At 63.6% G+C, this 13,286-nt stretch carries 15 protein-coding genes, 1 tRNA gene and 1 pseudogene; 15 read left to right on the forward strand and 2 right to left on the reverse strand.

Annotation, left to right across the window (positions count from 1 at the left end):
• The first annotated feature begins 74 nt into the window (after window positions 1-74).
• Window positions 75-779, forward strand: coding sequence for an HNH endonuclease (locus tag HZF03_RS13620; protein ID WP_207804864.1), 705 nt, complete (start codon window positions 75-77; stop codon window positions 777-779).
• Window positions 780-803: 24 nt separating this feature from the next.
• Here HZF03_RS13620 and HZF03_RS13625 read toward each other — a convergent pair whose 3' ends face one another.
• A complete protein-coding gene (locus HZF03_RS13625) occupies window positions 804-1,871 on the reverse strand; it encodes an IS481 family transposase (RefSeq protein ID WP_179906168.1) in 1,068 nt (355 codons plus the stop codon).
• Between the two features lie 173 nt (window positions 1,872-2,044).
• Here HZF03_RS13625 and HZF03_RS13630 point away from each other — a divergent pair.
• The 4 genes and pseudogenes from HZF03_RS13630 to HZF03_RS13645 form a co-directional block, all read left to right on the forward strand.
• A pseudogene (locus tag HZF03_RS13630) lies at window positions 2,045-2,236 on the forward strand (sodium/proton-translocating pyrophosphatase); the annotation flags it as partial.
• A 161-nt stretch (window positions 2,237-2,397) separates the two neighbouring features.
• Window positions 2,398-2,640, forward strand: a complete 243-nt coding sequence (locus tag HZF03_RS13635) for a DUF2171 domain-containing protein (protein ID WP_119018684.1) — start codon at window positions 2,398-2,400, stop codon at window positions 2,638-2,640.
• A gap of 271 nt (window positions 2,641-2,911) precedes the next feature.
• Window positions 2,912-3,070, forward strand: coding sequence for a hypothetical protein (locus HZF03_RS13640; protein ID WP_165858132.1), 159 nt, complete (start codon window positions 2,912-2,914; stop codon window positions 3,068-3,070).
• A 34-nt stretch (window positions 3,071-3,104) separates the two neighbouring features.
• On the forward strand, window positions 3,105-3,968 hold the full coding sequence (locus HZF03_RS13645) for an alpha/beta fold hydrolase (protein ID WP_119018685.1): 864 nt from the start codon (window positions 3,105-3,107) through the stop codon (window positions 3,966-3,968).
• 70 nt (window positions 3,969-4,038) lie between these two features.
• Here the strand turns inward: HZF03_RS13645 and HZF03_RS13650 are convergent, their stop codons facing one another.
• Window positions 4,039-4,524, reverse strand: coding sequence for an outer membrane protein assembly factor BamE (locus HZF03_RS13650; RefSeq protein WP_012496156.1), 486 nt, complete (start codon window positions 4,522-4,524; stop codon window positions 4,039-4,041).
• Window positions 4,525-4,632: 108 nt separating this feature from the next.
• Here HZF03_RS13650 and HZF03_RS13655 point away from each other — a divergent pair, with 108 nt between their 5' ends.
• The 10 genes from HZF03_RS13655 (at window position 4,633) to HZF03_RS13700 (ending at window position 13,263) form a co-directional block, all read left to right on the forward strand.
• Window positions 4,633-5,169: a ubiquinol-cytochrome C chaperone family protein gene (locus HZF03_RS13655; RefSeq protein WP_011158289.1), complete on the forward strand. Its 537-nt coding sequence runs from the start codon at window positions 4,633-4,635 to the stop codon at window positions 5,167-5,169.
• A gap of 17 nt (window positions 5,170-5,186) precedes the next feature.
• Window positions 5,187-5,753, forward strand: coding sequence for a YceD family protein (locus HZF03_RS13660; RefSeq protein WP_119018686.1), 567 nt, complete (start codon window positions 5,187-5,189; stop codon window positions 5,751-5,753).
• Window positions 5,754-5,993: 240 nt separating this feature from the next.
• Entirely contained in the window at window positions 5,994-7,055 is a 1,062-nt protein-coding gene (gene plsX / locus HZF03_RS13665) for a phosphate acyltransferase PlsX (RefSeq protein WP_011158291.1), read from the forward strand.
• Window positions 7,052-8,029, forward strand: coding sequence for a beta-ketoacyl-ACP synthase III (locus tag HZF03_RS13670; RefSeq protein ID WP_119018687.1), 978 nt, complete (start codon window positions 7,052-7,054; stop codon window positions 8,027-8,029). Before plsX ends, HZF03_RS13670 begins: the two co-directional genes overlap by 4 nt.
• 133 nt (window positions 8,030-8,162) lie before the next feature.
• On the forward strand, window positions 8,163-8,519 hold the full coding sequence (locus HZF03_RS13675; protein ID WP_011158293.1) for an integration host factor subunit alpha: 357 nt from the start codon (window positions 8,163-8,165) through the stop codon (window positions 8,517-8,519).
• Between the two features lie 14 nt (window positions 8,520-8,533).
• A complete protein-coding gene (locus tag HZF03_RS13680; protein WP_119018688.1) occupies window positions 8,534-9,274 on the forward strand; it encodes a MerR family transcriptional regulator in 741 nt (246 codons plus the stop codon).
• Between the two features lie 318 nt (window positions 9,275-9,592).
• A tRNA-Pro gene (locus HZF03_RS13685) sits at window positions 9,593-9,670 on the forward strand.
• A gap of 157 nt (window positions 9,671-9,827) precedes the next feature.
• The gene (locus HZF03_RS13690) at window positions 9,828-10,055 is read left to right on the forward strand and encodes a hypothetical protein (protein ID WP_011158295.1); all 228 of its coding nucleotides are present in this window, start codon (window positions 9,828-9,830) and stop codon (window positions 10,053-10,055) included.
• Between the two features lie 316 nt (window positions 10,056-10,371).
• Entirely contained in the window at window positions 10,372-12,666 is a 2,295-nt protein-coding gene (locus tag HZF03_RS13695) for a TonB-dependent receptor (RefSeq protein WP_119018689.1), read from the forward strand.
• Between the two features lie 159 nt (window positions 12,667-12,825).
• A complete protein-coding gene (locus HZF03_RS13700) occupies window positions 12,826-13,263 on the forward strand; it encodes a hypothetical protein (RefSeq protein WP_011158297.1) in 438 nt (145 codons plus the stop codon).
• The last annotated feature ends 23 nt before the right edge of the window (window positions 13,264-13,286 follow it).

Raw genomic sequence — 13,286 nt, forward strand, 5'->3', positions numbered from 1 at the left:
CGGGCGATCGTTGAATGCAAAACCCCGCGGTGCGAGCCGCGGGGTTTTTTTCATTTAGTTTTGGAGGATTTTTGATGGCGAAGTACGGAAATGCCCGTCGAGTCGTGGATTTTGTGGGGCGAAGCATCCCCGTTCGAGGAAATGGTTTATTCGCCGACCTGCTTGTGCATCGTGTGCTGTCGTTGCTGAAGAAACTAGACGAAGTTCAGCACAACAATCCCCTCGTTACGCTGTCGTTCGGGACAGGCGGAGGGGTTTGGGTACTTCACGAGGGGCAGCGAATATTTTTGATATGGCCAACAAAATCGGGATTTGTTCGAGTTATACTTAAATATGAAAATCGTCGGAACATTAAAGATCTGATTTCAAATTTGAAGAAAGGCGCTAAACTCGGTGCAATCGAAGTATCCGATGATATTGGCCTTCATCATTGGCGAACTTGGCGCGTTCAACCGCAAGCATTTAGTGTCCTAGAGTCGTTTGTTGAAAGATTGCCAAAACCTGCCAAGGTGAACATCGACGATGCTTCGCATCCACGTTATTTTCCGGGGAACTTGCGTGAAGAAGCGCTCACGAGATTTGAACGCGAAGGCTCAATGTGTCCCGGCGTCGACGGCAAGATGAAGCGTCACAAAGTCACAACAGAGCGAATTGAATTCGATCACATCGTGCCTTATTCGAGGCGAGGAGCGAGTTCTGTTTCTAACATCCAAGTGCTTTGTAGTGCCTGTAATAACCTGAAGCGAGACAAAGCGTGTACAGAGAGGGTAATCGGCTGACAGTGCCGCGGTGAGCGGGCGGCGTCAGGCGGCTACTTTGGTGGCTTGTTTTCCGGCTTTCTTTCCCTCCTTCCTTTGCTGTGACGTGGGCAGCCCTTCGACGAAGGCGGTGGCCGGTGTGCGGCCGTTCATGCCGCGGCCCTGGTGCGGCCGGCGCTGATTGTAGCCGACCAGGTAGTCGTCGAGAACGGTCTGCATCTCGTCGATGGTTTCGAACCAGGTGCGGCGACCCTCGACCCGGAAGTGCTCGTCGAGCAGGGTGCGGTGCAGCCGCTCGACGATGCCGTTGGACTGCGGCCGCTTCACCCGTGTGGTGCGGTGGTCGATGTCCTCGAGCTGCAGGAACAGCTCGTAGGGATGCTGGTCGGGCCGGCCGCAGAACTCCCGGCCGTTGTCGGACAGCACGGTCTCGATTTTGGCGTCGTGCGCCTCGAAGGTCGGCAGCACGTCGTTGTTCATCAAATGCACGGCGGTGACCGGCAGCTTGCTGGAGTAGAGCCGGGCGAAGGCGTAGCGGCTATGGCAGTCGATCGCGGTCTGCAGATAGACCTTGCCGACACCCTTGAGCGTGCCGACGAAGAAAGTGTCGACGGCGACGAGGCTGCCGGTGTGCGGGGCCTCGATGTGGCGCTCCCGGAACTCGGGCGAGAACCGTTCGAGCAGCCTTGTCTGTTCGTCCGAGAGCTCGATGGTGCGCTCGGCGGTGGTCTTCTCCAGCCGCAGCAGCCGCTCGTGCTTGGTCAGCAGGCCATGGCGCTGCCACACCCCGCGGATGCCGCCGGCGGAGACCTGCAGGCCTTTCAGCCGCAGCTCCTGCTCGACACGCACCGCGCCGTGGCACGGGTGCACCAGGGCGTGGTCGAGCACGGCTGCCTCGATCTCGGCCGAGACGCGGTTGGGATGCGGCCCCCTGGCGCCGGGCAGCCGGTCGATCAGGCCTTCGGCGCCGAAGGTCTGGAAGTTGCGGCGGATCTCGTAGAACTGCTGCCGGGAATAACCCATCACCTTGCAGGCGCGGCTGACGTTCTGAAGATCCGTGGCCAGCTCCAGCAACGAGAGCTTGCGCCGTGCTATCTTGTCCTTGGAGGTCATGATCGTTTGTCCTTGAGGTTCGATTGGTCGTTTGGCGACACCATCAAACCCGCTCGGACGCGGCGTGACCACCGGAACCGGGCGCTCGGACTCTTGCGGTCCGCGCCCGGTTCTTTCGGGGCCAAACTGTCAGGTGATTACGATCTCAGGACACAAAGCGTACTAGAGATCGAGCCTGGGACAGCGCCGACAGGTACATTGAGCACGGCCATTTCGGCGGCAAGGGCTCCGACGCCCATAAGGCCGCGGTGACCGGCGACACCGTCGGCGATCCCTACAAGGACACCGCGGGTCCGGCCGTGAACCCGATGATCAAGATCACCAACATCGTCGCGCTGCTGCTGCTGGCGATCCTGGCGCACTAAGCGTCAGACCGGTTGGTCGAACACAAAGCCCCGCGGCGTAAGCCGCGGGGCTTTTGCTTTGAGGCCCTCGATCGCAGAGCGCTCTGGACTCGCCGGTCTTTCGATTGAACCTATCGGAACCCGCCGCGTTATCTGTTCCCATCTTTCGGAAGGATCACGACATGAGCGGTGTGAGCGGTATCAAGGAACATATGGAAGTCATCGGGGCCGACGGCACCCATGTCGGCACCGTCGATCGGGTCGACGGCAACCGCATCAAGCTGACCAAGAAGGACAGCGGCGAAGGCCATCACAGGGGGCATCATCATTTCATCGACAGCGGCCTGGTCGCCGAGATCGAGGGCGACAAGGTGAGGCTGTCGGCCAATGCCGATGTTGCCGTGACCATGGAAGAAGAGAAATAAGTAGCTACGGTCTTCGCATTGACCGCCAAAAAGCCCGCGGCAGGCCGCGGGCTTTTTGCAGCAAGCAAAGACCTCGTGGTGAGGAGCATAGCGCGCGATCTGTCTCGAACTATGAAGCTAGGGGCGCGGCGCCTGCGCCTGTGGCCATCTTTCGAGACGGTCCGCTGCGCCGGGCCTCTCAGGGGATGGTAGGTATATTCTGGGTGCTGCTTTTTCCTTCAGCGTGATAGGTGACGAGACACGTCCCAACGCGCTCCAAAGGAATAATCCCATGTCGCTGTCATCCGCCAAGAACTACGCGCTGCGCGCGGCCAAGTCGCAGGATCAGAAAGAAGCGATCGAACTGCTGTCGAAGGCGATCCTGGAGCTGGCGAGTTCGATCGAGACGACCGACGCCAAGATCAAGAAGATCAACAAAGACAAATCCTAGTGTAGGATCGGCCATCGCAGGGCTGGGACTGAGGATGGCGATCGAGACGGCAACGCTGGAAGCCAACGGCCTGACGTTCGCGGTCGACACCGCCGGGCAGGGCGACACCGTTGCGCTCTTGCTGCACGGATTTCCCGAGGCGCGGCAGTCCTGGCACCGCCAGATCCCGTTCCTGGCAGAGCTCGGCTGGCGGGTGGCGGCGCCGGATCTGCGCGGCTACGGCGGCACGTCGCGTCCGAAAGGCAAAGCCGCGTACTCGATCGAGCATCTGACCGACGACGTCGCGGCGCTGTTCGCCGCGCTCGGCGGCAAACGGCGCATCCTGATCGGCCACGATTGGGGCGGCGTGATCGCCTGGCAGACGGCGCTACGCGGCAAGGTGCATCTCGATGGGCTGATCATCCTGAACGCACCGCATCCGGATGCGTTTGCGCGCGAACTGGCCCGCGGTTGGGCGCAGCGCCGACGCTCCTGGTACGTCGCGTTCTTCCAATTGCCGTGGCTTCCGGAATGGCTGCTGACCCGCAAGGACGGCGCGCCGCTGGTGAAGATGTTCAAGAGCCACAGCCACAAGATCCCGGCCGAGCAGCTCGAAATCTATCGCCGCAACATTCTACAGCCGGGTGCGGCGACGGCGATGCTGAATTACTATCGGGCCAACTTCTCCGGTCTTGCCGGCGGCGCCGGCAGCAATCCGGTGATCACCGTGCCGACGCTGATGATCTGGGGCAAGAACGATCTCGCGCTCGACATCGCGCTGACCGAAGGCAACGAGCAGTTCGTCGAGGACTTCACCCTGCACAAGCTGCCGCGCGCGTCCCATTGGGTGCAGCAGGACGCGCCCGATGAAGTGAACGCGACGATTGCGGAGTGGGCGAAGAGGAAGGGGCTGGCGTAACCGGCTCCAGTGTCTCTGATGGGTTTTGCCTTCGGCTCAACCCATCAGATCATCACGCGGCAGCCTCGCCTTAGCGGAAGCTGATCAGCCGGAACAGCGGCGCCAGATAGCTCATCTCCTGGCCGGAGGTCGGCGTGGTGCGGCTGATGAAGTCGAAGATCTTGCCGTCCTGCAGGCCGTAATTGGCAATGCGGCGGACCTGGCGGTTCTTGTCGAAATAGATCGCGATCACCCGCTGGTCGATCACCTTCTGCGGCATGAACGCGACCGCACGCTCGGTGCGCTGGGAGATGTAGTAGAACACCTCGCCGTCCAGCGTCGCCACCGTCGACGGCGTGCCCATCACCAGCAGCACCTGATCCTGGCTGGCGCCGATCGGAATCTGCTCCAGCGCACCATTGGGCAGAATGTAGCCCTTCTGGAATTGCTCTGACGTGCAGCCACCCATGCCGGCGCCGACCAGCGTCAGCGCCACGGCCAGGCCGAAGCTGCGCGGCAGCGAAAAACGGCTTCGCAGCGCGTTGGCGCGCCCGCGTCGGTCGATCGAAATACTCATCCGGGAGTTGGCCTCATCCCCTTGCATCGCGCAGGGCGTTGACGTACCGGGCAGGAACTCGGAAAGCAATCCCGAAAGGCCCGCACGGGCCCGGACCTGGAACCCGCAATGATTTGGCCGTTCAATCTGCTCCGTCCGCCCCGGACGCCGCCGCGCGGCACCATTGAAGCGATCTATGGCACGATCGTGGCACAGTCGCGCCTGCCGGCCTTTTACCAGGAATTCGGCGTCGCCGACACCGTCAACGGCCGATTCGAGATGCTGGTGGTCCATCTGTGGCTGGTGCTGCGGCGGATTCGCAGCATCCAGGACGCATCGACCTTCGCCCAGGCGCTGTTCGACTATTTCTGCAGCGACCTCGACGCCAATTTGCGCGAGCTCGGCGTCGGCGACCTGTCGGTGCCGAAGCGGATGCAGGCGTTCGGCGAAGCGTTCTACGGCCGCTCGGCGGCCTATGATCTGGCGCTGACGGAAGGCCGCGAGGACCTCGAGCTGGCGCTGAACCGGAACGTTCTCGACGGCGCCGACATTGAGAACGCGCGCAAGCTGGCGGTCTATGTCGGGCAGGTGATCGCGGCGCTCGACGCGGTGCCGCCGGCCAAGCTGCGCAGCGGCGAGCTGCCGTTTCCGCAGCCGACCGCCTAGACGAAGGACTTTGGACGATGGCGAGCGAGAACAATCCGTGGAGCGTGCCGGTCGTGGTGATGCAGATTCCGGAGACCGGGCTGCACCGCGACATCACGGCGAGCACTGCGGAGTGCGAGGCGATCAGCGCGCTCGGCGACCTGCGCGGCGTATCCGAGGCGACCGCGTCGTTTGATCTGAAGCCGTTCTCGGACGGCCGCGTCCATCTCACCGGCCGTGTCCGCGCCAAGGTGACGCAGACCTGTGTGGTGACGCTCGATCCGGTCGACAATGTCATAGACGAGCAGGTCGATCTCACCTTCCTGCCGCCGGAGCAGATTCGCGAGCTCGCCGATTCGGTCGACGATGATGGCGAGCCCGATCCCAGCGATCCGCCGGAGGCGATCGAGCGCGGCATCATCGATATCGGCCGCGTCGCGACCGATGCGCTGTATCTCGGGCTCGACCCTTATCCGCGCAAACCCGACGCGGTGTTCGAGCCGATGGTCGATCGCGCCGACCCCGATATGAACCCGTTCGCGGCGTTGAAAGCGCTGCAACAGCCGGCGGACTCCGCACGCTCGCGGAAGCCGAAGAAAGGCTGAGCGGACAGCGTCCGCCCAACCGCCGCGGACGCGGCCTGGTCGCAGCCGAAAATCATGCGCACACGCTACGAAATGCGACTTAAATCTGCCCGATCAAGATGTTGTATCGGGGCGGAGAATGGCTATTGTCCGGCCAAATCGGTGTGCAGCGCTGCACGCTTTTCACCGCCCCGACGGGGCTTTTTTTGAGTCCACGGCCAAGCGCACAAGGTCGCAGGCGATCAGGCTTCCGGAACGCCCATGCCTCAAAAAGTTCGAATCGCGCTCGACGCAATGGGGGGCGATTTCGGCCCCTCCGTCGTGATACCCGGCGCGGCGATCTCACTCGGCCGGCATCCGGACGTTGAATTCCTGCTCTACGGCGATGCCAAGCTGATCGAGAAAGAGCTGGCCGCGCATCCGGCGCTGCGCAAGGCGTCGCGTGTCGTTCACACCGACGTCGCGGTGGCGATGCACGACAAGCCGAGCGTGGCGCTGCGCCGCGGTCGCTACAAATCGTCGATGTGGCAGGCGATCGACGCGGTGAAGAAGACTGAGGCTGATGTCACGGTCTCGGCCGGCAATACCGGCGCGCTGATGGCGATGGCGCGCTTCTGCCTGCGCACGCTGCCCGGCATCGACCGCCCGGCGATCGCCGCCACCTGGCCGACGATGCGCGGCGATTCGGTGGTGCTCGATCTCGGCGCCTCGATCGGCGGCGACGCACAGCACCTCAAGGCGCTCGCGATCATGGGCGCGGCGATGGCGAGCGTGCTGTTCGACCTGGAGCGGCCGACCGTCGGCCTGCTCAACATCGGCGTGGAGGAGATCAAAGGCGGCGAGGAGATTCGCGAGGCGGCCGAGTTGCTGCGCGCGATGAATTCGCAGCGCTTCGATTTCATAGGCTTCGTCGAGGGCGACGGCATCGGCAAGGGCGCCGCCGACGTCATCGTGTCGGAAGGCTTCGCCGGCAATATCGCGCTGAAGGCCGCGGAGGGCACCGCCCGCCAGCTCGCCGAATATCTGCGCGCTGCGATGTCCCGGACCTGGCGGTCGAAGATCGGCTATCTGTTCGCGCGCGACGCCTTCAAGGCGCTCAAGGACAAGATGGACCCCAACAAGTCCAATGGCGGGGTTTTCCTCGGGCTTAACGGAATCGTGGTCAAGAGCCACGGCGGAACCAATGCCGAGGGCTTTGCCTACGCCGTCGATGTTGGCTATGACATGGTCCGCTACGATCTCCTGACCAAGATCAATCAAACGCTCAATCGTGATGCCGGCGCGTTGGTCGCGACGCCGAGCGCTCAGGAGGTTGTCTCGTGACGGTGATTCGTTCGGTCGTACTGGGCTGCGGCGCTTATCTGCCGGAGCGGGTCCTCACCAACGAAGAACTGGCCCGGACGGTCGACACCTCGGACGAATGGATCGTCCAGCGCACCGGAATCCGCGAACGTCACATCGCCGCCGACGGCGAATTCACCTCGCATCTGGCCACCAAGGCCGCACAGGCGGCGCTCGACAATGCGGGCCTGACTGCCGATCAGATCGACCTGATCGTGCTGGCGACCTCGACCCCCGACCACACCTTTCCGGCGACCGCAGTGCAGGTTCAGGCCGCGCTCGGCATGACCCACGGCGTCGCCTTCGACCTGCAGGCGGTGTGCTCCGGCTTCGTGTTCGCGGTCGCCACTGCGGACAATTACCTGCGCGCGGGCTCGGCCAAGCGGGCGCTGGTGATCGGCGCCGAGACCTTCTCCCGCATCCTCGACTGGAATGATCGCGGCACCTGCGTGCTGTTCGGCGACGGTGCCGGCGCGATCGTGCTCGAGGCGCAGGAAGGCTGGAGCACGTCCGCCGACCGCGGCGTGCTGACCACGCATCTGCGCTCGGACGGTCGTCACAAACACAAGCTGTATGTCGACGGCGGCCCGTCGAGCACCCAGACCGTCGGCCATCTGCGGATGGAAGGGCGCGAGGTGTTCAAGCACGCGGTCGGCATGATCACCGGGGTGATCGTCGACGCTTTCAACGCCTCCGGCACCAGCGCCGACAATGTCGACTGGTTCGTGCCGCATCAGGCCAACAAGCGGATCATCGACGCCTCGGCGCAGAAGCTGCACATCGCGCCCGAGAAGGTGGTGATGACGGTCGACCGCCACGGCAATACCTCCGCGGCCTCGATTCCGCTGGCGTTGTGCACTGCGGTCGCTGACGGCCGCATCCAAAAGGGCCACCTGGTTCTGCTCGAAGCGATGGGCGGTGGCTTCACCTGGGGCGCCGCGCTGCTCCGCTGGTAGTTGTGCGCGTAAAATTTTAGCAGCATTTCCATGGCGTTCGGTGCTAGTTTTGAGACGCGGCGGAGTTGACCGCCGGTAGTTAACCTCTTAATTTCAGCGCGGATTTTTATTTCGCCGTGAGGTGGGGCAGGCGATGGCCGGACGAACAGTCACACGTGTCGATCTATGCGAGGCGGTCTACCAGAAGGTTGGGCTGTCGCGCACCGAGTCGTCGGCATTCGTCGAACTGGTGCTGAAAGAGATCACCGACTGCCTGGAGCGGGGCGAGACGGTGAAGCTGTCGTCGTTCGGCTCGTTCCTGGTGCGGCAGAAGGGGCAGCGCATCGGGCGCAACCCGAAGACCGGCACCGAGGTGCCGATCTCGCCGCGGCGGGTGATGGTGTTCAAGCCGTCGGCGATCTTAAAGCAGCGCATCAACGCCAATGGCGCGATGCCGATGTCGACAGAAGAATCTGACGAAAACACCGCGCAATCCGCCTCCGGCGGCTGACGGGGAGCTGGCCTTTGGACAAGGCACCCGACGCATTCCGCACCATCAGCGAGGTCGCTGCCGAGCTCGACATTCCTCAGCACGTGCTGCGCTTCTGGGAGACACGCTTCACCCAGATCAAGCCGATGAAGCGGTCCGGCGGGCGGCGCTACTACCGGCCGGATGACGTCGACCTTCTCAAGGGAATCCGCCGGCTGCTGTACGGCGAGGGCTACACCATCCGCGGTGTGCAGCGAATCCTGAAAGAGCACGGCATCAAATCGGTGCAGCGGCTGGCCGACGCCGAGGTCCACGCCAGCTTCGGCGCAGTCGAGGCGGCAATCACCCGTAGCGTCACCGAGGAAGAAGAGTTCGAGCCGGTCCCCGGCGGCATCGACGCCGATGACGACGACTACGATGGCGAGGACGAAGGGCTCGATCTGCACGCAGCGATGGCAGAGCCGGAGCATCGCGGCGCGCCGGCTGCCGCGCCCCGACGCAACATCACGGCCGAGCCGCGCCACGCTCCGCATTTCGACGATCACGAGGACGACGGTCACGACGACGACTTCGCCGTCGAGCCGGCTCCTGTCATCGCAGCTCCCGGCCGCGCCCCGCGGTTCGATCTGCCGCCGCTGGAGTTCCCAGCCGCCAAGGCGCCGCCAGTCGATCTCGGACCGCTTCGCGCCGTGCTGACCGACCTGATCGCCTGCCGCGAATTGCTCGACGCCGCGATCAAGGATGGCCGAGGGCAGGCGGAAAGTCCTGAGCAATAGTCTCAAGAACCGCCTTTAAGCGTAGGCAAAGGTGGTGTTTTCGCCGTAACCGGGCGAGTCCCGGCCATCCACGATCGGACTTCTCGGCGAACACCGGAGCCATTTCGTTTTCAGCCCAGACGCGGCTTCCCGAGACATGTCATGGCATCAGGCTGTGAGACTGCTGGCGGCCAACGCGGCCGGCGGTGCCTGGGCCGTGGACGGGATCGGTTCGACAGGGCCCACCCCCGCATTCTAGGCCAAACACGCCCCGAATTGATCCTCCGCAGCTTGCGCGAACGCGCGATCGCCGCTACAGCATCAGGGCCGAAACGGCATCGGAGCGTGGCGCAGCCCGGTTAGCGCACTAGTCTGGGAGACTAGGGGTCGAAGGTTCAAATCCTTTCGCTCCGACCATTCATCGGCCTTCGGTATTTTGTTCATGACAGGCGCGCGAGTTCGCTGCGCGTTTTTTTTTGCTGCATCAGACCCAGACATCGAATTTCGGCAAGTCCCGGTCGCGGCTGCCAGATCAAACTGTCCTTATCGAGACGAGCTTTAGAGGGCGCACGACATGTCGTCGTTCTGGCAATCGGTCAAGAATGCCTTCATCCCTTGGCGGCTGTTGGAGCGGGACGGCGACGACGGCGGCGCCGGCATGCGCACGATCGAGTTCGGGCAGACCATGATCGATGGGACGGCTGGTGATGGCATCACCGACGTCGCAGCCGCGGTCCATCACCACACCCACGACGTGCAGCCCACTCAGCCGTCGCCGGGCAAGAGCGCTGCGACCAGCTAGTTCGGCGCAATCGCTGGACGACGCAGCAAGTAGTGCTCGACCCGAAGTAACAGTTCTCAGAATTGATCAAAAGACAGGCCTTCACGACAGTTTGTCGCATCGTGCACTTGCGTCGGCGCCTTCGTTTGCAAGCGCTTTTCCCAGCTAATTGCTGGCAGCCGTTGAAGAACAGTCCCACAACTAATCACTGGCCGATTGCCTCCGTTCGTCCACGTCGCGCGACGAAATGGAGGTATTCTAGGCTGCAGCCTCGTGTCCGGACGGACATGCTCGATTACAGCGGCGATGGCGTTGGGCCTCCCAGCAACATCGGGGCATGGGCATGTTTCAAACAACAACAAAAGCGACAGCGCGAACTCTCCTGCTGTGCACGGTCGGCGCGGTCGCGCTGACGATTCAATTTCCGCAAGGCGCACAAGCACAATCCAATCTGCCTGCCGTCACTGTCGATGCGCCGCGCGCCGAACGGGCGCGGACCGCGCGTCCGGTCGCCAGCACGCGCGCAGGCACGACCCGACGTGTCGCGGCACGCCGTGATGCACGGCCGCCTGCGCCGGTGGCGCCGGTGCCTTATGTGACGCCGTCGACCGGCACGCTCGGCGCGCTGCCGGCGAGCTATGCGGGCGGCCAGGTCGCCAATGGCGGGCAGGTCGGATTCCTCGGCAATCGCAGCATTCTCGATACGCCGTTCAGCCAGACCAGCTACACATCGAAGCTGATGCAGGATCAGCAGGCACGCACCATTCGCGACGTTGTCGCCAACGATCCGTCGGTCCGGGCGGTGACGTCGGCCGGCGGCGGACAGGACGGCTATTTCATTCGCGGCTTCTACTACGACGTCGGCGATCTGGCGCTCAACGGCATGTACGGCATGGCGCCGTTCTGGAGCGTCGGCGCCAATTTCATCGAACGGGTCGAGATCCTGAAAGGCCCGACCGCACTGCTCACCGGCATCTCGCCGCTCGGCGCGGTCGGCGGCAGCATCAATCTCGTCACCAAGAAGGCGCCGGATTACGACATCACCCAGCTCACCGCCACCTACGCGTCGCGCTCGCAATTCGGCCTGCAGGCCGATGTGGCGCGGCGCTATGGCGAGCACAAGGAGTGGGGCGTCCGCTTCAACGGCAGCTACAGCGACGGCAAGACGCCGTTCGACCGGCAGAGCAGCGAATTCGGCAACGCCGTGCTGGGCCTGGATTATCGCGGCGAGAACGTCCGGGTCTCGGCTGATGTCGGTTATCAGGCCAACAATCTGAATCCGCCGATCCGGTTCTTCAGTTTCCAGTCGAGCGTTGTGCCGCTGCCGCCCGCGCCCGCGGCCAACTCCAACGCGATTCCCGACTGGGCCTACTGGAAGCCGAAGGACACCTTCGCCACGGTGAAGGCCGAGGTCGACGTTACGCCCGGGCTGACGGTGTACGGCGCGGCTGGCTATCATCAGGCCAAGATCGATTTCAAGTTCCTGTCGCCGACCATCATCAACCAGGCGGGCGACTATGGCTCGCGCCCGTTCGCCGGCGAGCAGACCTTCACGGCCAAAACCGGCGAGGTCGGGTTGCGCGGCGAAACCGATACCGGGCCGATCAACCACAAATTCGTTGTGAACTACGGCGTGTTCGATCGGCCGAACGAGAACTCCTATCTGGCCTCGCCAGGCCTCGTCGGCTCGAACGTCTACAATTACAAGGCCATCCCGGAGCCGCTGTTTTCGATTCCGAGCAGCAGCTCGGTCAGCCTGAAGCAGTGGAGCGTCGGTGCCGCGGATACGATGTCGATTCTGAACGGCGGCGTGCAGGCCGTCGTCGGTGTCCGTCGCCAGCACGTCAGCAACAGCTCGACCGATCTGCTCACCGGCGTCACCACCGGGCAGGACGGCGCAGCCTGGAGCCCGGCCTATGCGCTGCTGATCCGGCCGCTATCGAATGTCACGCTGTACGCCAACTACATCGAAGGACTGCAGCCGGGCACGACCGTGGGTATCGGCTATGACAATGTCGGCCAGGTGTTTCCGCCGTTCCAGACCAAGCAGGTCGAGACCGGCGTGAAGGTCGATTTCGGCAAGATCAGCGTCACCGGCAGCCTGTTCGAGATCAAGCAGCCGAGCGCGATCGCGTCGAGTGCGAACGGCGTGTTGACGCTGTCGGCCAACGGGGAGCAGCGCAACCGTGGCGCCGAGCTCAACGTGTTCGGTGAACTGGCGCCGGGCCTGCGGCTGCTCGGCGGCGCCACGTTCATGGACGGGGTGCTGGAAAAGACCGACAGAGGTCTCAACGACGGCAATCGCGCGCCCGGCGTGGCACGGGTCAACGTCAATCTCGGCGCAGAGGTCGACGTGCCTGGCATCAATGGCTTCACCCTGACGGGCCGTGTGGTCCACACCGGCTGGACCTACGCCAACGCTGCCAACACCCAGGTGCTGCCGGCGTGGACACGGTTCGATCTTGGGGCGCGCTACACCTTCCTGTCGCCATGGAACGGCAAGCCGATCGTAGTGCGGGCTGCGATCGAGAACGTGGAGAACGTTGCCTACTACGCGTCGTCCTATAGCGGCAGTGCGATCGGTCTCGGCGCGCCGCGCACCTATCTGCTGTCGACGACGTTCAACTTCTGACCGGCGGTGCCGTCCCGTGTTGCTTCGGCTGCGCGGGACGGCAGCGGCTCGCCGCGACGATCTGACCGCGACTGCCTCTGGTTACCGGCTGCCCGCATCCTTCCGCGCTTCATTGAAATGTCATAACCTCGTTGCATCGCGACAAGCGAGGATTCGACGATGCGACTGCGTGTGCGGAAGGCCGCCCATTTTCTCGAACGGACCGGGCTGGCGCTGGCCGGCGCGGCGTGCGGCACGTTCGTCGGCGCTCATGTCGGCACCAGCTTCGCAGCGCTGACCACGATCGGCTTCCTGCTTGGCATGATCGCGCTCGGCGCGATCGGGTTCTATCTCGGCATCGACATTCCGCCGCTGCCGTTCCAAGGCGCCGACGAGGACAGCAACGCCAGCGGCAAGATCGACGCGGCCGAGTTTCTCAGCGCGTTCGGGACGTTTCTGGCGACGCTCGCGGCGTTTGCCTCGGTCAGTGCCGTAGTGCTGCGGCTCAACCTGCATTCGGTCTGGAGCTGGCTGATCCTGATCGGCTGGCTCGCCGGCGTGACAATGCAGATCACCGCCGGGACCATCGCCCGGCTTCGCCGCGCCCACGCTCACTAAGTCTCTCGTCTTCCCACACAAAC

The sequence above is a fragment of the Rhodopseudomonas palustris genome (assembly GCF_013415845.1).
GTDB classification, from domain to species: domain Bacteria; phylum Pseudomonadota; class Alphaproteobacteria; order Rhizobiales; family Xanthobacteraceae; genus Rhodopseudomonas; species Rhodopseudomonas palustris_F.